At 44.2% G+C, this 20,678-nt stretch carries 20 protein-coding genes; 14 read left to right on the top strand and 6 right to left on the bottom strand.

Annotated features, from left to right (window positions below; all coding sequences use genetic code 11):
• Positions 1 to 15 precede the first annotated feature (15 nt).
• Entirely contained in the window at positions 16 to 993 is a 978-nt protein-coding gene (locus tag J7I42_RS25505) for a coiled-coil domain-containing protein (protein WP_209141712.1), read from the bottom strand.
• 258 nt (positions 994 to 1,251) lie between these two features.
• Here J7I42_RS25505 and holA point away from each other — a divergent pair, with 258 nt between their 5' ends.
• The gene (gene holA / locus J7I42_RS25500) at positions 1,252 to 2,250 is read left to right on the top strand and encodes a DNA polymerase III subunit delta (protein WP_209141711.1); all 999 of its coding nucleotides are present in this window, start codon (positions 1,252 to 1,254) and stop codon (positions 2,248 to 2,250) included.
• 226 nt (positions 2,251 to 2,476) lie between these two features.
• Here the strand turns inward: holA and J7I42_RS25495 are convergent, their stop codons facing one another.
• Positions 2,477 to 3,487: a bifunctional riboflavin kinase/FAD synthetase gene (locus J7I42_RS25495; protein WP_209141710.1), complete on the bottom strand. Its 1,011-nt coding sequence runs from the start codon at positions 3,485 to 3,487 to the stop codon at positions 2,477 to 2,479.
• 13 nt (positions 3,488 to 3,500) lie between these two features.
• Here J7I42_RS25495 and J7I42_RS35460 point away from each other — a divergent pair, with 13 nt between their 5' ends.
• Positions 3,501 to 3,623: a hypothetical protein gene (locus J7I42_RS35460; protein WP_262898157.1), complete on the top strand. Its 123-nt coding sequence runs from the start codon at positions 3,501 to 3,503 to the stop codon at positions 3,621 to 3,623.
• Between the two features lie 132 nt (positions 3,624 to 3,755).
• Entirely contained in the window at positions 3,756 to 4,919 is a 1,164-nt protein-coding gene (locus J7I42_RS25490; RefSeq protein ID WP_209141709.1) for an AIR synthase related protein, read from the top strand.
• Positions 4,920 to 5,031: 112 nt separating this feature from the next.
• Here J7I42_RS25490 and J7I42_RS25485 read toward each other — a convergent pair whose 3' ends face one another.
• The 3 genes from J7I42_RS25485 to J7I42_RS25475 all read right to left on the bottom strand — a co-directional run bounded on the left by J7I42_RS25485 (position 5,032) and on the right by J7I42_RS25475 (position 8,469).
• The gene (locus J7I42_RS25485; protein WP_209141708.1) at positions 5,032 to 5,781 is read right to left on the bottom strand and encodes a DeoR/GlpR family DNA-binding transcription regulator; all 750 of its coding nucleotides are present in this window, start codon (positions 5,779 to 5,781) and stop codon (positions 5,032 to 5,034) included.
• A 196-nt stretch (positions 5,782 to 5,977) separates the two neighbouring features.
• Positions 5,978 to 8,134 (bottom strand): M56/M15 family metallopeptidase, encoded by a 2,157-nt coding sequence (locus J7I42_RS25480; RefSeq protein WP_209141707.1) that lies wholly within the window; start codon positions 8,132 to 8,134, stop codon positions 5,978 to 5,980.
• The gene (locus J7I42_RS25475; protein WP_378572491.1) at positions 8,131 to 8,469 is read right to left on the bottom strand and encodes a BlaI/MecI/CopY family transcriptional regulator; all 339 of its coding nucleotides are present in this window, start codon (positions 8,467 to 8,469) and stop codon (positions 8,131 to 8,133) included. Before J7I42_RS25475 ends, J7I42_RS25480 begins: the two co-directional genes overlap by 4 nt.
• 473 nt (positions 8,470 to 8,942) lie before the next feature.
• Between J7I42_RS25475 and J7I42_RS25470 the strand changes: the two genes are divergently transcribed.
• From J7I42_RS25470 to J7I42_RS25450, 5 genes are all read left to right on the top strand, one after another.
• Complete coding sequence (locus tag J7I42_RS25470) at positions 8,943 to 9,800, top strand: sigma-70 family RNA polymerase sigma factor (RefSeq protein ID WP_014217201.1); 858 nt, start codon at positions 8,943 to 8,945, stop codon at positions 9,798 to 9,800.
• Positions 9,801 to 9,906: 106 nt separating this feature from the next.
• On the top strand, positions 9,907 to 10,815 hold the full coding sequence (locus tag J7I42_RS25465) for a DUF4249 family protein (RefSeq protein WP_209141705.1): 909 nt from the start codon (positions 9,907 to 9,909) through the stop codon (positions 10,813 to 10,815).
• Between the two features lie 108 nt (positions 10,816 to 10,923).
• Positions 10,924 to 11,862, top strand: coding sequence for a thioredoxin-disulfide reductase (gene trxB / locus J7I42_RS25460; protein ID WP_209141704.1), 939 nt, complete (start codon positions 10,924 to 10,926; stop codon positions 11,860 to 11,862).
• Positions 11,863 to 12,060: 198 nt separating this feature from the next.
• Complete coding sequence (locus J7I42_RS25455) at positions 12,061 to 12,420, top strand: dihydroneopterin aldolase (protein WP_209141703.1); 360 nt, start codon at positions 12,061 to 12,063, stop codon at positions 12,418 to 12,420.
• On the top strand, positions 12,413 to 13,177 hold the full coding sequence (locus J7I42_RS25450; protein ID WP_209141702.1) for a tetratricopeptide repeat protein: 765 nt from the start codon (positions 12,413 to 12,415) through the stop codon (positions 13,175 to 13,177). The genes J7I42_RS25455 and J7I42_RS25450 overlap by 8 nt, the downstream gene beginning before the upstream one ends.
• Here the strand turns inward: J7I42_RS25450 and J7I42_RS25445 are convergent, their stop codons facing one another.
• On the bottom strand, positions 13,178 to 14,536 hold the full coding sequence (locus J7I42_RS25445; RefSeq protein WP_209141701.1) for an MATE family efflux transporter: 1,359 nt from the start codon (positions 14,534 to 14,536) through the stop codon (positions 13,178 to 13,180).
• Between the two features lie 108 nt (positions 14,537 to 14,644).
• On the opposite strand from J7I42_RS25445, the gene J7I42_RS25440 reads away from it, so the two are divergent.
• From J7I42_RS25440 to rnr, 6 genes are all read left to right on the top strand, one after another.
• Positions 14,645 to 15,496 carry a DUF3822 family protein gene (locus tag J7I42_RS25440; protein ID WP_209141700.1) on the top strand — a complete coding sequence of 284 codons (852 nt, stop codon included), beginning with the start codon at positions 14,645 to 14,647 and terminating at the stop codon, positions 15,494 to 15,496.
• Complete coding sequence (locus tag J7I42_RS25435; protein WP_209141699.1) at positions 15,487 to 16,035, top strand: RsmD family RNA methyltransferase; 549 nt, start codon at positions 15,487 to 15,489, stop codon at positions 16,033 to 16,035. Before J7I42_RS25440 ends, J7I42_RS25435 begins: the two co-directional genes overlap by 10 nt.
• A 169-nt stretch (positions 16,036 to 16,204) precedes the next feature.
• A complete protein-coding gene (gene bioD / locus J7I42_RS25430; protein WP_209141698.1) occupies positions 16,205 to 16,834 on the top strand; it encodes a dethiobiotin synthase in 630 nt (209 codons plus the stop codon).
• Positions 16,831 to 17,400, top strand: a complete 570-nt coding sequence (locus J7I42_RS25425; protein WP_209141697.1) for a 5-formyltetrahydrofolate cyclo-ligase — start codon at positions 16,831 to 16,833, stop codon at positions 17,398 to 17,400. Before bioD ends, J7I42_RS25425 begins: the two co-directional genes overlap by 4 nt.
• Positions 17,390 to 18,466 (top strand): tetraacyldisaccharide 4'-kinase, encoded by a 1,077-nt coding sequence (gene lpxK / locus J7I42_RS25420; protein WP_209141696.1) that lies wholly within the window; start codon positions 17,390 to 17,392, stop codon positions 18,464 to 18,466. Before J7I42_RS25425 ends, lpxK begins: the two co-directional genes overlap by 11 nt.
• 9 nt (positions 18,467 to 18,475) lie before the next feature.
• Positions 18,476 to 20,518 carry a ribonuclease R gene (rnr, locus tag J7I42_RS25415; RefSeq protein ID WP_209141695.1) on the top strand — a complete coding sequence of 681 codons (2,043 nt, stop codon included), beginning with the start codon at positions 18,476 to 18,478 and terminating at the stop codon, positions 20,516 to 20,518.
• The last annotated feature ends 160 nt before the right edge of the window (positions 20,519 to 20,678 follow it).

Raw genomic sequence — 20,678 nt, 5'->3', positions numbered from 1 at the left:
GTATATAGTGGAAGATTATCCGAAGATGCCACCTTTTTTCAGTGAACGGGTAGCTTCGCCGATCTTGAAACCATTGTGGTATACTTCGATCTTGTAGTTACCTTGTTTGAAAGGGCTGTTTTGTTTCCAGGCAAACTCAACGTGTTTGTTTTTGCCAGCTTCGAAGTCAACAGGAACTTTAGCAGTGAACAGTTTTTCACCTTCTTCACGTGTAGTGAATTTGCCAGAACCTAAAGCTTCAACAGCTACTGGTTGGCCATCAGGACCAGTGATGCAAACATATACATCAGTAGAACCAGATTGAGCGATGCGGTTTGCAACGTCCATAGCAATTACCAGTTTGTCAACTTTCTTTGCTGAGGTTGTTTCTGATTCTTTACCACCTTTTTTCTCGTTAACAGGAGTAACAGAGATGTTAGAAGCATTCAGCGTAGAAGCGATGTCTACCTTAGTTGCTAACTCTTCTTTCTGTTGAGTGGTAGTTTGCAGATCAGTAGTGAGTTTTTCTTTATCAGCAGTTAACTGAGTTTTTTCAGTAGTCAACTGTTGATTTTCCTGAGTTAAACGAGCTACTTCTGCTTCCAGGTTAGCGATCTTGTCGTTCAGTTCGCCAATCAAAGATTGTGCTTTCTTCTTTTCGGCTTCAGACAGACGTTGTTTTTTCAGGATGCCACCGATCTGACCTTTTAATTTAGAGATCTCGCTTGTTCTGTCGTTCAGTTTTCCTTCCAGTTCATTGTTATAACCGGTTAAAGAATCCAAACGGGTTAAAGCGGCATCAAAGCTTTTTTGTAATTCATTCTTTGATGAATCTACAGCCACATATTGTGTTTGCAGTTGAGTGATCTTTTGATCAGACTTGTTTTTATCCCATAAAAAATATCCCCAGGTACCGAGAATACCAACGGCCAGTAAGCCGATGATCAGGTTCTTAGAATCACGTTTTGGGGGTGCACCTTGTGGACTAGCGGATGGATAATTGGTTGTACTCATAATAAGTGTATGTTTATTTTGAAAGGTTATAAAATCGGGTTCAGTATTCGTTTTTATTATGGGTTAGCTCGTTGTTATTGGGTTTCGCATATGGGTTTGACCAAAACCATGCCAGAATTTGGTATTTAACCTTTCTACAGGTCGGCAAAGAACGCTGAGGAGTAGTATCGTATTGTGTTACAGTTGTGTATAATTCGCTATATGTCACGGGCTTTTTTGTGGTAATATTGCAAAGTTTAAACCACGATTTATTAGAACATGTCTGTAGAAAAAATTATATCTGACTGGAAAAAGAAGCTCTATAAACCTGTTTACTGGCTTGAAGGGGAAGAAGATTATTTTATTGACAAAATAGTGAATTACGCCGAGCATAATATTTTAACGGAGGCTGAGGCTGGTTTTAATTTGACAGTGTTCTATGGTCGTGATGCTGATTGGACCCAGGTGATCAATGCCTGTAAGCGATACCCGATGTTTTCTGAACGTCAGGTAGTGATTTTGAAAGAAGCACAACATATGCGTGATATCGACAAATTAGAGTCATACATCGGGCAACCACTGACATCCACCGTGTTTATTGTAGCATACAAAGAAAAAAAGGTTGATGGACGTACACAGTTGGCAAAATTGCTGAAGACAAAAGCTGAGTTATTCACTACAAAGAAAATGTACGATAACCAACTACCCGATTGGACTAATGAGTTGGTTAAAAGCAAGGGCTATACCATTTCACAAAAAGGGTTATTGTTATTAGTTGACCACATAGGCAATGATCTTAGCCGTATAGATAATGAAATTGATAAAATGCTGGTGAACCTGGGCAGCAGGACCAACATTACCGAAGATGATATTGAAAAATATGTGGGGGTAAGCAAGGAATACAATCCTTTTGAATTGCAATCTGCCATGGCCGCTAAAGACCTGTCAAAGGCCATGCGTATTATTCAATACTTTGAAGCCAATCCCAAAGCGGCGCCTATTCAATTGGTATTGCCTACACTGTACAACCTGTTTAGTAAAACCTACATGATCTTTGGTCAGGCCAGCAAAGATGAAAAAACTATTGCTGCCAATATTGGGGTGAATGCGTGGTTTGTAAAAGATTATTTACTGGTGGCCCGTAATTATGGATATAACGGCGTTGAAAAAGCGCTGTTGCTGCTCCATCATTATAACCTTAGAAGTATTGGGGTGCATGATACCGGCTCGTCCGACGCTTCGTTGTTAAAGGAAATGGTGGCGAAGATGGTGAATTAGGAAAGGGAATGGGGAATAGGCAATGGTCGGCAATCGGTCCGCCAGCGGGCGGATGAATCGGCAATGGGTTCGCGAATTTCGAGCCCCGCTTCAGTCGGCAATCCGCAATCGGCAGCGGGCACATCCTTCCTCGCGCCAACTGCGATGACCTAATAACTCAAGAACTAAATAACTGGCAAACTGGTTATTGGGCATTTCCGGATCAACTGGTCAACTGATCAACTCGTTAACCCAACCCCAACACCCTCAACGTATCCTCCTTATCCTTTGCCAATTGCTCCACCAAGGCCTCCAGCCCATTGAATTTTACTTCGCTGCGAAGGTATTTTTTTATGTACACCCGCATGGTGGCACCGTATATATTCTCATTAAAATCAAACAGGTTTACTTCAATCACCCGGTCGGTACCGCCAATGGTTGGCCGTACTCCGATACTCATCATGCCGTTCAAAATTGTCTGCCTTCTGCCTTCTGCCGTCTGCGCACTGCCTACTGCCTTTTCCCCATTGCCTACTGCCCATTGCCTATTGCCTTCTTCCATGATCTCCGCCTGCACGGCATAAATGCCATTGCCCGGAACCAACTTTTCTTCATTTTCTATACGCAGGTTGGCGGTAGGGTAGCCCAACGTACGGCCCAGTTTGTTGCCATCTACTACGGTACCTTCAAAAAAGAAATCGTAACCCAGCAGGGTATTGGCCACATCGGTATTGCCCTGTAAGATGGCTTCGCGAATGCGGGTGGAGCTTACCGTATTATCATTGATCAGATGAGCCGGTATTTCCATCAGGCTAAAACCAAGCCGTTTGCTGTATTCTTCCAGCAGTTTATAGTCGCCTTTGCGGTTTTTGCCAAAACGGTGGTCGTACCCGATGATGACGGTGTGAGGATGAAATTTCTCCACCAGGAATTGCTCAATATATTCTTCGGGGGTCTGCTGTGCAAACGCATCGGTGAACGGCACCACCACCAGGTGGTCAATGCCATTTTTATCGAGCAGCTCAATTTTTTCATCAATGGTGTTGATGAGCTGAATGCCGGGCTGGCCGCTCACGATCACTTTCCGGGGGTGGGGGTGGAAGGTGATGATCACCGTTTCCCCGCCAATTTGAGCGGCTTCACGTTTCAATTGCTCCAGAATGGTTTTGTGGCCGGTATGCACCCCGTCGAATGTGCCTATCGTAACTACAGCCTTGTTAAAGGCCGGAATGTTATCTGTAGAAAAGTAAACTTTCATAAACGAGGTGCGAATGTACGCCAAGGAAGCCGAAGTAGGAAGTAATGAGGTAGGAGGTAAAGTTGACCAGTTACCAGTTGACCAGGACAGGACGAAAGAAGTTGATACGTTGATAGGGGTGATAAAGGAAGTCTGAGATAGGAATTCCGGCTTGCAGAATTGCCTGTAATTATCAGGATCCTGGCAATTCGGGCTTTTCTTACCTCGTACTTCCTACTTCTTACCTCTTTTTGTACCTTTGCCGATTCATATAAGATAAATATCAGTAATGAGTTTATATTCACAACGGGGTGTTTCTGCCCAGAAAGAAGAAGTTCACAAGGCTACAGAAAAGTTAGATAAAGGTTTGTATCCCCATGCTTTCTGCAAAATATACCCCGATTATCTTACCGGCCAGCAGGATTGGGTGAATGTGATGCATGCCGATGGCGCCGGTACCAAAAGCATTCTGGCTTATTTGTACTGGAAAGAGACCGGCGACCTATCTGTTTGGAAAGGCATTGCTCAGGACGCCGTGGTAATGAACCTCGATGACCTGTTGTGTGTAGGCATAACTGATAATTTGTTATTTTCTTCAACAATTGACCGTAATAAAACAGTAGTATCGGGCGATGTGCTGGAAACCGTGATCAACGGCACCCAGGAGTTGTTCGATTCATTGAAACAGTTTGGGGTAAACATCCATTACCTGGGTGGTGAAACCGCCGATGTAGGGGACGTGGTACGTACCATTGCCGTTAATGGTACCATGACGGCCCGCTGGCCCAAAAACCGGCTGGTGACCAACGAAAAGATCCAGGCGGGGGATGTAATTGTGGGCTTTAGCAGTTTTGGACAAACCATTTATGAAACCGAATACAACAGCGGTATTGGCAGCAATGGCCTCACCAGCGCCCGCCACGACGTATTAAGCAAGTTTTACGCAGAAAAATTCAAAGAATCTTACGAGAACAGTCTCGCCAGCGAAGTAGTATACATTGGCCCCTATCTGCTTACCGATACGGTTGGCCGGGAGCAATACCAGGTTGGTAAATTGCTGTTGTCGCCCACCCGTACTTATGCTCCTTTATTGCAGGTGCTGTTTGAACAACATTTTGAGGCCATTCACGGCCTTATTCATTGCAGTGGTGGCGGTCAAACAAAATGTATGAAATACCTGCCCGGCAACTTCCGGGTTATTAAGGACAATTTATTTGAACCACCTATCATCTTCCAGCTCATTCAGGAAGCTTCAGGCTCCGATAACCGCGAAATGTACCAGGTATTCAACATGGGCCACCGTTTGGAGGTATTTACCGATGCAGCTTCTGCTCCCAAATTCATTGAGGAAGCTAAAAAGCTGGGTATTGAAGCGCAGATCGTTGGCCGCGTTGAAGCCAGTGATAAAAAAGAGCTGGTATTGAAGGTTGGGGACGAGCAGATTGTTTATTAGGGGAAGGGCAGAGGGCTGAAAAACCTCTGCGCGGTCCTCTTATGCTCTTCAGCTGCCACATCCGCCAGCAGGCGGAGATGGCAACAAGAACTCAGAACCTAATAACTTTCAACTAAATAACTTCTATCCCCGCATCCCTGTAGGGTTTTAATACCGGATCATCGGGCGACAGCTCGGTGATAAGCATATGTATTTTACCGATATCGCAAATGTGTATCGGTTGAATGCTGTTGATCTTTTCGGCAATGCTGAGGCATACCACTTTTTGCGATGATTCCACCATCGCTTTTTTTAATTGCACCACATCCCAGTCGCTATCGGTAATGCCATCCTTCAGGCTAATGGCGTTAATGCCTAAAAAACACAGATCGGCGCGGATGCGTTTGATTTGGGTAATTGCCTCACCACCGGTAGTGATCTTGCTATTTTTGGAAACTTTGTCGCCAATAGCGATCACATCAACCGATGGGTGTTGCATGTATTCGAGAATGGCGGGTATGCTGCCCGAAACAAAGGTGGCTTTTAACCGGGGCGGTAATGCCCGGGCCATCTCAATTATAGTAGTGCCACCGGTAGTTAGTACGAACATGCCATCATGTATAAGCGACGCTGCCTTACGGGCAATGGTCTTTTTATGATCGTGTGAGTATACCTGGGAGCTGGTATAGTGTACCTGGCTAAAAGAATGCGACAGGGCCCCGCCATGTACTTTTATGATCTTGCCTTCATCGGCCAGCTCCTGCAGATCGCGGCGGATGGTATCTTCGGATACATTCATATCCCTGCTGAGGTTACTGGACGTCACTTTATTGTGCAGGTTCACCTGGTGTAAAATATAGGCTTGTCGTTCTTTCTTTAACATGATGGTAATGGGTATATACCTGTATTTGATTCCAGGGGAAAGCTATATAAAATCCTGTATAAATTTTGTAAAAATTTGATAAACCGGTTAGGTATCAATTCACACAATGTGGTATTAAAATAAAGAGCTATTTGCCCCGAAAGGAAATAGCTCTTTATTTTAATATGGAATTACTTATTTGATCAGCCTGGCATTATTAACACTTTCCCTGCTTCTTCCAAAGAAAGCCGTTAGGTAACAGCATTTGCCGGTCACTGATTCCAGCGCTGGCAGGCACAACAGCTTCAACAGGCTTATTTGCTGTAGCTGATTTTTTTTCAAGGCGAAAACTTACCTGAAAATAATAAGGGCTCAGTTGGGGAGTGCAACCAGATAGATCGGGTTTTCTTTCAGCGGCCTTTTTCATTACCGACTGGTATTCTTTCGTCAGCTCTTCGTTCGATAATTGTTCAGTGGCAGCATTACCAGTCTCACGTGCATAACTGACGATCACCAATTTTGTTACCTGGCTGTTGGCTTCAGCCGGCGCCTGCTCATATGTTTTAAAATTGTTTAGCTCGCCATTCCTGTTAACCATTACAGAAAAATATACTACGCCTTCCGCATTTTGAGCCAGTGCCTGTTTGGGATACCAGGTGTTGCGGTTGAAATGTTTTATCAGTTTGTTAAGCGTGGAATCATTGAAGAGCTGTTGCGGAGGGGGGGCGGCAACGGGTAAGCTATTGCTGTTTGACGATACAGGGGCCGTAGTTGTGATGGCTGGTTTTACCGTTTTTTCAACGCGTTCGTTCCGATCAGGTGTATGGTCTATCACCGAAGGGTTCACCATGGCTACCGGTTTGTTTTTATAGTTCACAATACCTTCCAGGATTTTTTTGGCAACGGTTTCCTGGTTGCCGCTGTTGCTGAAATAGGCGAGGTCTTTTTCGTTGTTGATAAAGCCGCATTCAATCAACACGGCAGGGCAGGGTGTTTGTTCCAGCACCCAAACATTTTGCTTGCGTTGTTTTATTGTTTCATTAATAGCGTATACTTTGCTTAACTCCTGTAAAACCACTGACCCCAGTTGTTTTGATTGCTTGGCGCGTTCATCGTCTTTATTGGAAACAAAGAGCTCAAAACCGGTTTGGGAAGTAACGGTTTGTTCACCCGTAGATGAAACATGGATGGAAATGAACAGGTCAGGGTTGATCTTTTGGGCGAGTGCGGTACGGGCTTTCAAACCATCATGAATGACAGTAGTACCGCCAGGCAGATTTTCATCGGACCGGGTCATTACTACATTCACATTGTAAGCCGATGCCAACTGCTGGATCTTCTGGCAAATTTGCAGGGCCAGGTCTTTTTCTTTCACTTTACCATCGAGGCTGGCGGCACCCGGGTCTATACCTCCATGGCCGGCGTCGACTATAATGGTTATTGGCTTTTGGGCTATAACTGGTTTCCCATCTTCTTCGGCCGACCGTTGGGCGCGGAACGCTATAGCGCAAAAAACTAATGCCAGTACAGGCAACGCCATTAAACGACTGCGATAACTGTACCGGGCGGATTGGTTGTTAGTGATCATGGCAATACGTCTTTTGATATGGTTTTGGAAAAATTGGTTGGTAATGGGCAGGTTATTGGCCTTCAGTGTTTGCAGTACCAGCAACTCAGCATACGCATATCGGTCGTTGCCCGAAATAGCGTATTGATCGGCCAGGAACTCATGAATGGCCTTCAGCTCTTTTTTAAGGATATAGAAAAAAGGATTGAACCAGAAAAAGGCGGTAATGAGTTCGGTGAAAATAATATCGGTAGAGTGTTTTTGCTGTACATGGAACAGTTCATGACGAAAGATCTGTTGCCCGTCCCGGCTGTTAAATACCAGCTCGTTGTTCCAGAAAATTGACCGCAAGAAGGAAAAAGGCGTACCTGGTTCCCCGGTGGTGAAGAATTTCAACCCGCCAATGCGTTCAAACGAGTATTGTTTTGAAATACGCCTGATGTACAACAGGGACCTTATAAACGCAAAAAGTAACACCAGAACCCCTATCACATATAACAAATAAAGCCCATTTTCCAGGGTGAACAGCCTGGCTGCCCAGCCAGGGCCTTCCCCCATTAATTCTTCTTCTCCATCCTTAACGGTAAGTACGGCCAGTGTTTGGTATACAGCCTGGTTTACAGGGCTTTGCGGTTGATTCAACACGGGTATCCTGATCAGGGGCAATAATACTGAAAGTAGTAGGGTCCCTTGCAGATAGAACCGGTTATAATGGTGAAACCGTTTATTGCGTAAAAAAAGCCAGTAATAGCCCAGCAGAATGCCGGAGCAGAGCATTACTTTCCCCAGGTACAGCAAAAAGGTCATTGATTGTGGTTTTTGGCGTTTTTGATTTGTTCCAGCAATGCTTCCAGTTCTTCCTGGCTAAGCTTGTTTTCGTTCACAAAGTGTGAGAGTAATTTGGCAGGGGAGCCTTCAAAATATCCTTTTACCAGCTGGTTGATGCTTTTTTTGCCATACTCGCTTTTACTAACCGCTGGTTTGTACAGGTTATTGCGACCCTGTACTTCATAATTCACAAACCCCTTCTCAATCAATATTTTAAGAATGGTTGCTACGGTATTGGAATGCGCTTTGGGTTCGGGCATTTTATCCATGATGTCTTTTAGAAAACCATGTTTCAACTCCCAAAGTATTTGCATTACCTGTTCTTCGGCTTTTGTAAGGGACTTCATTATAACTAACCTTTTAGTTGTGTAACCAAATGTATAACTAATTTGTTAGTTGCCGGATGTTTTCTTTTATTTTCTGCAAATAATTTTGTTAACAGGTTTCGTTAGCCCCGTTTTGCAACTAATTATTAGGAAAATATAGATGCGACTGGCGTTTGCGGGATTTGCAATAAGAATAAATATGTATTCGTGACTAATTATTAATCAATTATTGCATAATATAGCTGCGATTTTATCCACAAAAGCTATGAGGTTTGAAGATTGAGTGTTACTTTTGCAGACAGTACCGGATGGATTAACACGTTATTAGCACCTGACTTGCAACCTCCCCCGAACATAGTCAGTCTTGCAAATGTTAGTATAGTACCCTTAAACAAAACAAAAAAGAAAGGCGATTTAATATCGACGATAAAAGTCATTTATATTAAAGTAGATAAGTAGATATGAGACAGCTCAAAATTGCAACCCAGATTACGAATCGTGATTCGCAGGCAGTAGAAAAGTATCTTCAGGAAATTTCTAAAATTCCGATGATCACTCCCGAAGAGGAGACTGTACTGGCCCAAAGGATCAAGATGGGTGATCAGAAGGCATTGGATAAGTTAGTGCAGGCCAACTTGCGTTTTGTGGTATCTGTTGCTAAGCAGTATCAGCACCAGGGTCTTTCTCTTAGCGATCTGATCAACGAGGGCAACCTCGGTTTGATAAAAGCAGCCCAGCGTTTCGATGAAACCAAGGGTTTTAAATTTATCTCATACGCCGTATGGTGGATCCGCCAGTCCATTTTACAAGCGTTGGCAGAGCAGGGCAGATTAGTCCGCCTGCCTCAAAACAAAATTGGCACCTATAACAAGGCTAACAAAGCGTACATGGCTTTTGAGCAGGAACATGAACGGGAGCCCAGTACGGAAGAATTGGCCGAGTTGCTTGAAATGAGTGAGACCGAGATCAATAACATTTTCCAAAGCAATACCCGTCACACGTCGCTCGATGCTCCGGTACACGAAGCTGAAGACGTGGCTATGGGTGACCTGTTGGAAGGTGGCGACGACACGGATGACGATGTAATGAAAGATTCATTACGTAACGAGATCCGCCGCGTATTGAAATCGCTCAGTCCACGTGAAGCCGAGATCGTAAATGCTTACTTTGGCCTCGATGGCGAAAATGGGGTGACCATTGAGCAGATCGGACAAAAGTATGACCTTACGAAAGAACGTATCCGTCAAATTAAAGAAAGAGCTATCAAACGTTTACAGAAAGCTCGTTACAGCAATGCATTGAAAGCATATTTAGGTTAGTGTAAGTACTATAAAGAAACAAACCCCGGTTGGCCTGCCTTCCGGGGTTTTTTTATGGGCCAAAAGCCTTATATTTATTCAAACATTCATATATCTGGTTCGTTATATGAATGCCAACAGTGGTTTTATGTATATGCGCATCGGGTTAGTAGTTATAGTGCTGGGGATGATCATGTCTTCCTGCGAAAAAACGATCACATTCAGGCCCAATGATTCGGATACTGTAGTGGTGGTAGATGCCTCTATTGAAAATGGCAAAGCACCCGTTGTTGTTCTATCCCAAAGTTTTAATTATTTCAACCAGATCAGTACCGAATTACTGGCAAGTTCCTTCGTTCATAATGCCGAGGTCACCATTTCAAATGGTACCAAAACCCACCGGTTAAAGGAAATAAAGGTCCCTGTGGCTGGTGGCTACACCCTGTACTATTACACAACTGATTCTTCCAACTTAAATACGGCGGTTGCCGGGGAGGTTGGTAAGGAATACAGCCTGAGCGTAAAAACTGATGATGGAGAATATACAGCCACCACCACCATTCCACCACTCGCCAAAAGAATTGATTCTCTGTGGTGGGAAAATGCTCCCAACAATCCCAATCCGGCAAAAGTTATCCTGATGGGGCGGTTTGTTGATCCGCAAGGCCGCGGCAATTATACCCGGTATTACACCCAGGTTGATGGATTGCCTTTTTTACCTGGCTTAAACTCGGTATATGACGATCAGTTGACCGATGGGGTTACCTATAGTATGCAAATTGAAAAGGGAGTTGACCGGAACAATCAATTTAACCTGGAGAATTATGCGTTTTTCGAACACGGTGATTCCGTGGTTATAAAATATTGCAATATCGATAAGGCCACTTACGATTTCTGGCGCACTATGGAATACGGTTATACCAATATTGGCAACCCGTTTGCCTCGCCTAATAAAGTGATCAGCAACATCCATGGCGGCGGTTTAGGTTATTTTGGCGGGTATGCCGCGCAGTATAAGACCATTGTGATACCATAATAGTGCTACGTTATTCACACCTAATTCAGGTAGCTGAGTCTTTATCATTTTTGTAACTCATTTTCAGGTAATTTTGTCAAATTTTCTCTCAGAATACAGCAAAGAATTATGGAAAGCGAAAAAATACATTGCCTGATCATAGGTAGCGGACCGGCAGGATATACTGCAGCAGTTTATGCCGCAAGAGCAAACATGAAACCGGTATTATACCAGGGTATTCAACCTGGCGGTCAGTTAACGATCACAACAGAAGTAGAGAACTACCCCGGTTACCCCGATGGTGTACAGGGGCCAGAAATGATGGTACATTTTGAAAAACAAGCTGCCCGTATGGGAGCAGACATTCGATTTGGCCTGGCTACAAAAGTTGATTTTTCAGCCCAGCCTTTCAAAGTTTGGATTGACGAAGAGAAACTGGTTGAAGCAGACTCGGTGATCATTGCAACCGGAGCTTCGGCCAAATGGTTGAATTTGGAAAGCGAGCAACGCCTGAACGGTTTTGGCGTAAGCGCCTGTGCCGTGTGTGATGGTTTCTTTTTCCGCGGAAAGGAAGTAGCCATTGTTGGCGCCGGAGATACAGCAGCTGAAGAAGCCCTGTATTTGTCGAAATTATGTTCCAACGTGCACATGTTCATCCGCCGCGACGAAATGCGGGCATCTAAAGTAATGCAGGAAAGAGTTCAGCGTACTCCGAACATTAAAGTTTACTGGAATACAAATACCGAAGAAATAGTGGGAGAGAATAAGGTGGAAGCGGTTCGGGTAAAGAACGTAAAAACCGGTGAGCTGACAACCATTCCCATCAGCGGCTTTTTTGTAGCCATTGGTCATCAGCCTAATTCCGACATCTTTAAAGGATGGCTCGACATGGATGAGGCAGGTTATTTGAAAACCATTCCTGGTACATCAAAAACCAATATTGAAGGCGTATTTGCCGCTGGTGATGTGCAGGATAAAATTTACCGCCAGGCTGTTACCGCCGCGGGCAGTGGCTGTATGGCCGCTCTGGACGCAGAACGCTATTTATCGGCCAAAGGGCTGGTTTAAAGCCAAACGCTGAAAGATTAACGCTCAACGCGCAACGCGAATACAGCGTACATATAACAAATAGCAGGCACAAAATCTGTAATCGCAGAACGCTGAACACTTGACGCAAAGTTTACCAATCGGGAACCAGCGTTACATGTTCAGCGTTTAGCGTTTTGCGTATTTTGTGGCATTGTTTTAGCAAAACAAAATAAGTTTATGGTTGTTATTGAATTAAATCAGGTTAAGCTTCGTGCATTTCATGGAATTTATGAGGGGGAGAAACTAACCGGCAGTGAGTATGAAATAAATGTGAAGGTTGCGTATGAAGAGGGCGACACCACATTTGACGATTTAAAAAATACGATCAATTACGTTGAAATACTCGATATTGTAAAGCAACGTATGCGGATCCCGACAGGTCTTTTAGAAAAGGTGGCAGATAGTATAATCCGCAAGATCAGGCACCAGTATCCATTTAGCAAAGAGATCAGTATTTCGATCTATAAATTAGATGCCCCGGTAGAAAATTTCCAGGGAAAATTAGGCGTTACATTACATAAGAAATTTGATGGTTAAAATAGGAAGTACAATAGGGCTGCTGCTATTTTGGTTAATCCTGCCATACGAAAACAAGGCACAGGATATCAATGGACTGTTGAAGGATGCACAACAGCTGGAAAACGCCTTTAAAGAGCCCGAAGCACTTCAAAAATACCTCGATGTAATTCGTTCCCAACCCAATAATTTAACTGCGCTCATTAAAGTAAGTGAGCTGTACAGCATTTTAGGAAAACACCAGGGAACAAAAGATAAACAAAAAGAATATTACAGGAACGCACGCGTATATGCGCAAAAAGCGCTGGTAGTAAATCCTGGTAGCTCTGATGCCAATGTGGTAATGGCCCTGGCTATGGGCCGTATGGCGCTTATCTCCTCAGGCGATGACAAAATAAAAGCAGTTAAGGATGTAAAAACGTATTCTGAAAAGGGCGTTCAGCTCGATCCCAATAATTACAAAGCTTATCATGTGCTGGCCAAATGGCATTATGAGGTAAGCGACCTGAATTCCGTAGAGAAATGGCTGGTAAAAGTAGCCTACGAAGCATTACCAAAAGCCAGTCTCGATGATGCCATTAAATTTTACGAAAAAAGCCGTCAGCTCAATCCCGCTTTTTTATTGAACTACCTCGAACTGGCCAAATCATACCACCGTAAAGAAAATGATAAAAAGGCGGTGGAACTACTGGAGACCATGCTCAAAATGCCGGTTAAAATGAGCGAAGATAACAACATAAAAGCCAAAGGCAAAAAGCTTTTGGAAGAGTATAAGTAACTAGATCACTTTATTCTTCCACTTCCCACTACGCATATACATAAAAGAAGGCAGGAATAAACATGTCCAATACAGCCACTCACTCATCCAGCCAAAGGTTATTGATAAATAGAATTTATCTAATGTGAGGTAAATGTACAGGCAATAGAAAACAATGGCGAATATTTCAGCCATCATGCTAACCCGGGTGTTGCCCGAACCGATTACAGCATTCAGGTATACTACTGCTACCGACATCATTAAAATAGCTGCCGACATTACCCGTACCACCGGAATAGCCTGGGCCACAAACTCCCCCGACTGGCCATAAACTGAAAACAGCAATCCGGGAAACAAATTAAGAAAGATGAATATCACAAAGGCCGAACCCAGGCTCAGCCTGATCATTTTACGGATCAATGGCCAAACCAGTTCCTGTTTGCCCTGGCCAATAATATTGCTTACCATGGCATTGGTTGTGGAACCAAATGCCCAGATAACAATCCCTGCCAGACCCAGGATGTTTCGCATGGTATTGGAAACGGCCAGGGCGATCTCCCCATGTGCATCTATGAGCAGGAAAAAATACTCCCAGCTCAGCAAACTGATGCCGTGTTGAAAGATCAGCGGTGCCGACATGGAAAAAATGAGCCGTGCATTGTACCCATCCCACCGGAAATTTTTGAATAAATGCAATTGCTGACTGATGCCTTTTTTCCAGATCACCAGGTAAACCACCAGCAGTCCGGTTATTTCGGCGATTATGGAAGAAAGGGCGGCCCCGTTCAACCCCATTTCGGTAAACCCTCCATGGCCAAAGATCAGCAGATAATCGAGCAGGATATTGGTAACCGCTTCGGCCAGGGCACCACCTACCAGGTATTTGCTTTGGTTGGTGCCAACCAGCAGGGCATTACGCATTTGATAAATGTACAGGAACGGCAGCCCCCAGATACGGATCTTGCAAAAATCAATAGCTTGTTGCAGGCGCCCGGGTTCCTTTATAAAGTATCCAAACAAATGTGGCGTAACCGTATAGGTGAGCAGGATGCCCAGCAAAGAGGTGGTAAGCCCTATAAATACAGCCTGGCTGAACAGTTTGCCAATTTCCTCAGGCCGGTTTTCACCAGCCCGACGGGCTATCAGCGCCTGCAGCCCATTGTTCAACCCATAACCAATGGCAGAAAAAATAAGGTAATACACGCCCGTAAGCCCCGCAATGGCCAGTGCTTCCTTGCTATAGTGACCTAAAAAAATATTATTGGTAACAAAATTGATTTGTGGTATTAAAATGGAGAAGCTTATCGGTGCTGCCATTTTAATGATCTGCCGGGTGGTGAGTTGTACCTGGAATGCTGTATTTTTAGATAAGGTGCTCATAAAGGGGCAGCAAAGTTACAGGTTTCAGGGGAACCGTATTTCCAGAGTCCTGAAACTTGTAACCTGTAACCTGAAACTTTTTTAGTAACATTGCAGCTTTTGATAACTATGCTTAAGGCAAACTTTGATATTGTTCCTGAAATGCAGGATCCCGAAGAGCTTCGAAACAGCCAGCTGTTGATTGAAGTGGGTGAAAAAATGTTCAGCTTTGTTATTTACAACAAGGAGCAACGCCGTTTTGTAGGGCTTAGGCAATACAACCTCGATTATACGCCAGGCAAAACCATGCTGGAAAACCTGCTGGAAATTGTGACCAACGACGAATTGTTGCAAACGCAGTATAAAGAAGCCTTTATTATTTACAATTATACCGACAGTAACTTTTTGCCGGAAAAGGTCTTTCATATTGAACTGAACCAGCCGGTAACAGAGGTCTTATACGGGAACGCCAAAAAGGGCCTGTTGTTGAGCGAAAAGGTGATTGGCTATAAAATGTATAATATTTACCGGGTGCCTCGCGAGATACATGCCCTGTTGCAGCGGAAATTCTCTTCAGGCAATTACTGGCACTATTATACGCTGATGTTGTACGATCAACAATCACAGCCCTTGGCAGGTGAGCAGGTAATTAAAATGGTGATGCGGGCCGATCAGTTCCTGGTAGCTGTTTTCAATGGGGAGACCATTCAACTGATACAATCCTATTCATACCAAACACCGGATGATGTATCGTACTACCTGCTGGGTATTTGTAACAAGTTTAATATTAGCCAGGAAAAGGTAACGCTGATTGTTTCCGGTTTACTCGATGAGCAATCGCGGTTGTACCAGGAGCTACTGAAATATTTTCTGCACGTTCAGTGGGACCGCATGCCGGATACCATTAAGCTTGACCGGGCATTTTCGGCATTTCCCACCCATTACTTTTCACCGCTTTTGAAAATGGCACTATGCGTATAATAGGAGGGGAGTTAGGAGGAAGAAAGATCAATCCGCCAGGTAAAATGCCGCATACCCGGCCAACCACGGATATAGCGAAGGAAGGTCTTTTCAATATCATCCAGAACAATCTTGATATAACTACCTTACATACACTCGATCTGTTTGGTGGTACCGGCAGCATAAGCTACGAACTTAAATCGCGTGGCGCAGCCGGGTGTACCATTGTAGAGAAAGATCCTGCGATGTACGAGTTTATAAAGAAAACGTCCACTACACTGCAACTGGAGAATTTCAACGTGGTAAAAATGGATGTTTTCAAATTCATCGGGCAGTGCACCAGCAAATTCAACTTTATTTTTGCCGGTCCGCCCTATGCATTGGGTACCATCGATGACTTGCCGAAACTGATAGTAGAAAGACAACTGCTGCAACCCGGCGGCTGGTTTGTATTGGAACATACCCCCCGCAATAATTATGAAGGGTACCCTTTGTTTGCCACTTCCCGCAATTACGGAACCACTATATTCAGCATTTTTGTAAATAAAGAAGGAAACTAGGTCCATTAACAAACTGAAGTAGGAGGTAAGCACCAGGAAGTAAGAAAAACTCCGAACTTCGTGCCTCGTAATACAACCTGAATAAACTGCCAGCAATTAATTTTGAGCTAAGAAATTAGGGGATGGCCCTATTTCTTACCTCTTACTTCTTACCTCAGAATCTAAAAAAATGGAGAAGATATTCGTTACCGGAATAGGCACAGGCATAGGAAAAACATTTGTTTCGGCCATCGTTGCCCAGGCCTTAGGCGCAGATTACTGGAAACCGATACAGGCTGGTTTTGAAGACGGCACCGATAGTGAGTGGGTATCGCAGTGGTTAAAGGAGAGTGGTTCGGTTATACACCCGGAAGTATACCGGCTTACAAAACCCGCCTCGCCACATATTGCTGCCCGCGAGGAAGGCATAACGATTGATATTCAAACAATTTGCAGGCATATTCCAAATATAAATCGTACTTTACTCATCGAAGGCGCAGGAGGATTATTGGTACCATTAAATAGTACTACCTTTGTGGCTGATCTGATCAAAGCGTTAGACGCTAAAGTGATCCTGGTTAGCCGTAATTACCTGGGGAGCATAAATCATTCATTATTAACAGCGCGGGTGTGCCGCGAAATGCAAATACCGGTAATTGGGTGGGTCTTCAATGACCAATACCTTGATTATGAAGATGAGATAGTACAATGGAGCAACTTTCCCAGGATAGCATCAATTCCCTACTCTGATAATGTTAACGGGACATTTATCAACACTCAGGCAGCTGCTATCAGAAAGCAGCTGAAAGAATTATTATGATAAAAAATACCGTTAGAAAAGAGTTTTTACAGCGCAGGATGAACTTGCTCGAAGAAGAGCTGAAACAACAAACCGCATTAATAGCATCCAACTTCAGAAAACTGGTCCTTCCCCCGGTAAATTATCTGTTGTCGTACCATCCCATGATAAGCCGTCATGAGTTTGACGTGTCGGTTTGTGAAGAAATTCTTAAAGAACAGAATTTGATCATGCGGGTGGGCTGGCCTAAAGTTCACGTTGACCTGCTGGATATGGAAGCAGTGCTTGTTGAAAAAGATGGGCTTTTTATAAAAAACAAATTCAATATTTTGGAACCCATTGGCGGCGTTGTTATTACGCCCCAAAAACTCGATGTCATTTTTGTTCCCCTGGTAGCATTTACAAAACATGGGTACCGGGTTGGCTACGGTAAAGGCTATTACGACAGGTTTTTGTCCCAGTGCCGGCCTGATGCCATAAAGATCGGTTTCTCATTTTTCGACGCGGTAGAATACATTGAGGACATCGATGAATTTGATGTACCTTTAAATTTTTGCATTACACCGCATCGTATATATGAATTTTAATGCTCCGTTGCTGCGCCCCTTCCGCATACTGCTGTTCCCCTTTTCCCTGGTATATGGCGCCGCAATATGGTTACGTAATCGATTGTATGACAAAGGGATCCTTCGGTCAACTGGTTTTAACCTGCCAATTATCTGCATCGGCAATCTATCTGTAGGCGGTACTGGTAAAAGCCCTATGGTGGAATGGCTCGTAAAACACCTGCACACCAATATGGAAGTGGCCATTTTAAGCCGGGGTTATAAACGCCGTACCAAAGGGTATGCACTGGCTGGTGAAAATACCACTGCGCTGGACATTGGCGATGAACCCATGCAATTTCATCAAAAATTTCCCTTTGTATCCGTTGCCGTGGGAGAGGAAAGGATTGTGGCCATTCCGCAATTATTGCACGACCGCCCCAAAACAAAGGTGATCATCCTCGACGATGCTTTTCAACACCGGGCCATTAAGGCGGGCTTGAATATTGTATTAACTAATTACGATAACCTGTTTACCCGCGACTGGATGCTTCCCACCGGCGACCTGCGCGATGAACGCCGGTCGTATAAACGGGCCGATGTGATTGTGGTGACCAAATGCCCGGCGACATTATCGGTGGAAGAAAAAGGGGCGTTTAAACAGGAAATAAAACCGCTGCCCAACCAGCAGTTGTTTTTTACCACCATACGATATGGATTGCCGTATCACATTATCAGCAAAAAAGAAGTAGCACTGGATACTTCTACCGAAGTATTACTGATAAGCGGTATCGCCAATCCATTGCCATTGAAAAAATATTTACAGGATGCTACAAAAACCTACTACGAGATATTATACGGCGACCACCACATATTTCGCATCGACGACTGGAAGGATATCGTAAAACGGTTTAATAACATCCCCACAGAAAATAAAATTATACTTACTACTGAAAAAGATGCCGTTCGCCTCATAAAATTTGGACAGGCCTTGCAAGATTACCCCATCTACGTAATACCCATTGAAATCCAATTCCTTTTTGATGAGGGGCATCAGTTTACTGATATTATCAGTAAATTCATTACTGATTTCAGTATCACGAATTAAAATGTTTGAATGAGCAGGAAACAAGCTAAGAAGAAAAAGAAGAAAGACGCTTCCTCGCAGCACGCCCTTAAAGGTGTTTTAGATATTACCCGGTCAGGCATCGGGTATGTAATTGTCGATAATCTTCCCAATGATATACTCGTACGCCCGGCAGATTTTAATACCGCCCTCCACGGCGATACCGTACGGGTACGCATATTAGGCGGCTCCGGTAAAAAAAGCGGGCGTCAACAAGGGCAAATCGTTGATGTGCTGCAACGTAAACAAATGGAATTCCTCGGCAAAATTGAAATAGGCAAATCAGCCGCATTCTTTACCGCGGATACAGAAAAGCCCATGCCGGATTTTTTCATTCCGGAAACGGCTTTAAATGGCGCCAAAGATGGCGATCGCGTTATTGTTCGCATTACAGAATGGGAAAAACAGAAAAAGCCAGTGGGCGCTGTTATTCAGATAATGGAAGCCGGTAATGAGGGTGACATGGCCATGAAGGAGATCCTGATGGAAAACGGATTCCCCTTATTTTTCCCTGAAGGTGTATTGGAAGAAGCAGAAAGGATCCCCGATACTATTTCTCCCGACGAGATCAAAATAAGAAAAGATGTGCGCGATGTGCTCACCTTCACCATTGATCCGGTTGATGCCAGGGACTTTGATGACGCCCTGAGTATTCGCCTACTCAAAAACGGTATGTACGAAATAGGCGTGCACATTGCTGATGTAAGCCATTTTGTTGAACCCGATACCGCACTGGACAAAGAAGCATACGATCGCGCTACCTCCGTGTACCTGCCCGATCGTGTGGCGCCCATGTTGCCCGAACGCATCTCGAATGAGCTGTGTTCTTTACGGCCTCATGAAGATAAACTGACCTTCTCTGCCATTTTTCAAATAACAGATGCTGGTGAAGTAAATCAATACTGGCTGGGTAAAACGGTGATCCATAGTAACCACCGGTTCACCTATGAAGAAGTGCAGGAGATCATTGAAAAAGGAGAGGGATTGTACCAGGGTGAAATTCTGTTATTGAATAAACTCGCCCAGCAGTTCCGCGCAAAACGGTTCAGTAAAGGCGCTATTAATTTCTCCTCGCAGGAAGTACGCTTCAAACTCGATGAAACCGGTAAACCCATTGGCATCATTGTAAAAGAAAGCAAGGAAGCACATCAGCTGATTGAAGAGTTTATGCTGCTGGCCAACCGCGTGGTTGCGGAAAATATAGGCCGGGTCAAAGTAAATAAAAAAGACCTTCCCTTCCCATATCGCGTACACGATACGCCCGATGAAATGAAGTTGATGCCCTTTGTTGAATTTGCCAAAAAGTACGGACATACCTTCGATACCAAAACGCCGGAAGGCATTGCGGCATCCTTCAATCAGATGTTGCAGGATGTACAGGGTAAACCCGAACAGCATGTGCTGGAGCAATTGGGTATTCGCACGATGGCCAAAGCCATTTATACTACCGAAAATATCGGTCACTATGGTTTAGGATTTAAACACTATTGTCATTTTACCTCACCTATACGCCGTTACCCCGACGTACTGGTGCACCGCATCCTGCATGATGTGTTAAAAGGAGATGTGGAACCTGAGAAAAAGCTGGAAGCGAAGTGCCGGCACTGTAGTGAAAAAGAACGTTCGGCCATGGAAGCAGAACGCGCCTCCAATAAATACAAACAGGTGGAATACATGAAGGAATTCCTGGGGGAAGAATTTGAAGGGGTGATCAGTGGTGTGGCTTCCTTTGGATTCTGGGTAGAAACTATTGAACACAAATGCGAAGGGCTGGTAAGCATTAACAGCTTGCTGGAGTATGATGATTTTCGCCATGTAGAAAGCGATTACAGCCTGGTAGGTTTGCGCAGCGGTCGCAAATTTGCGATGGGCGATAAGGTGCGGATAAAAGTAGTGGCTGCCAACTTATCCAAACGCCAGCTCGACTACGAATGGGTTATTGCGTCGGGATTGAAAAGCAGTCGTGAAGAAGAGAAGAAGCCTGTTTCAAAAAGTAAATATATTCCGGCTAAGAAGAAAGGAAGTAGGAAGTAGGAAGTAGGAAGTAGGAAGTAGGAGGTAGGAAGTAAGAGGTAGGAAGTAGGGGGTAGGAAGTAAGAGGTAGGAAGTAAGAGGTAGGAAGTAGGGGGTAGGAAGTAAGAGGTAGGAAGTAGGAAGACTCTGATTAGGTGGCATTTTATATTATAAAATGTTA

The organism is Niastella soli, from assembly GCF_017742245.1.
GTDB lineage: Bacteria > Bacteroidota > Bacteroidia > Chitinophagales > Chitinophagaceae > Niastella > Niastella soli.
This window is presented reverse-complemented; position numbering and strand designations above follow the sequence as displayed.

Excerpts from the sequence above, each read along its gene's own strand:
- J7I42_RS25485 (WP_209141708.1), bottom strand. The coding sequence starts at position 5,781 with ATGTTAAAGAAAGAACGACAAGCCTATATTTTACACCAGGTGAACCTG.
- J7I42_RS25490 (WP_209141709.1), top strand. The coding sequence starts at position 3,756 with ATGAGTTTATATTCACAACGGGGTGTTTCTGCCCAGAAAGAAGAAGTT.
- J7I42_RS25480 (WP_209141707.1), bottom strand. The coding sequence starts at position 8,134 with ATGACCTTTTTGCTGTACCTGGGGAAAGTAATGCTCTGCTCCGGCATT.
- trxB (WP_209141704.1), top strand. The coding sequence starts at position 10,924 with ATGGAAAGCGAAAAAATACATTGCCTGATCATAGGTAGCGGACCGGCA.
- J7I42_RS25505 (WP_209141712.1), bottom strand. The coding sequence starts at position 993 with ATGAGTACAACCAATTATCCATCCGCTAGTCCACAAGGTGCACCCCCA.
- J7I42_RS25495 (WP_209141710.1), bottom strand. The coding sequence starts at position 3,487 with ATGAAAGTTTACTTTTCTACAGATAACATTCCGGCCTTTAACAAGGCT.
- lpxK (WP_209141696.1), top strand. The coding sequence starts at position 17,390 with ATGAATTTTAATGCTCCGTTGCTGCGCCCCTTCCGCATACTGCTGTTC.
- J7I42_RS25455 (WP_209141703.1), top strand. The coding sequence starts at position 12,061 with ATGGTTGTTATTGAATTAAATCAGGTTAAGCTTCGTGCATTTCATGGA.
- rnr (WP_209141695.1), top strand. The coding sequence starts at position 18,476 with ATGAGCAGGAAACAAGCTAAGAAGAAAAAGAAGAAAGACGCTTCCTCG.
- J7I42_RS25465 (WP_209141705.1), top strand. The coding sequence starts at position 9,907 with ATGAATGCCAACAGTGGTTTTATGTATATGCGCATCGGGTTAGTAGTT.
- bioD (WP_209141698.1), top strand. The coding sequence starts at position 16,205 with ATGGAGAAGATATTCGTTACCGGAATAGGCACAGGCATAGGAAAAACA.
- J7I42_RS25435 (WP_209141699.1), top strand. The coding sequence starts at position 15,487 with ATGCGTATAATAGGAGGGGAGTTAGGAGGAAGAAAGATCAATCCGCCA.
- J7I42_RS25425 (WP_209141697.1), top strand. The coding sequence starts at position 16,831 with ATGATAAAAAATACCGTTAGAAAAGAGTTTTTACAGCGCAGGATGAAC.
- J7I42_RS25475 (WP_378572491.1), bottom strand. The coding sequence starts at position 8,469 with ATGCAAATACTTTGGGAGTTGAAACATGGTTTTCTAAAAGACATCATG.
- J7I42_RS25450 (WP_209141702.1), top strand. The coding sequence starts at position 12,413 with ATGGTTAAAATAGGAAGTACAATAGGGCTGCTGCTATTTTGGTTAATC.
- J7I42_RS25470 (WP_014217201.1), top strand. The coding sequence starts at position 8,943 with ATGAGACAGCTCAAAATTGCAACCCAGATTACGAATCGTGATTCGCAG.
- J7I42_RS35460 (WP_262898157.1), top strand. The coding sequence starts at position 3,501 with ATGTACGCCAAGGAAGCCGAAGTAGGAAGTAATGAGGTAGGAGGTAAA.
- J7I42_RS25440 (WP_209141700.1), top strand. The coding sequence starts at position 14,645 with ATGCTTAAGGCAAACTTTGATATTGTTCCTGAAATGCAGGATCCCGAA.
- J7I42_RS25445 (WP_209141701.1), bottom strand. The coding sequence starts at position 14,536 with ATGAGCACCTTATCTAAAAATACAGCATTCCAGGTACAACTCACCACC.
- holA (WP_209141711.1), top strand. The coding sequence starts at position 1,252 with ATGTCTGTAGAAAAAATTATATCTGACTGGAAAAAGAAGCTCTATAAA.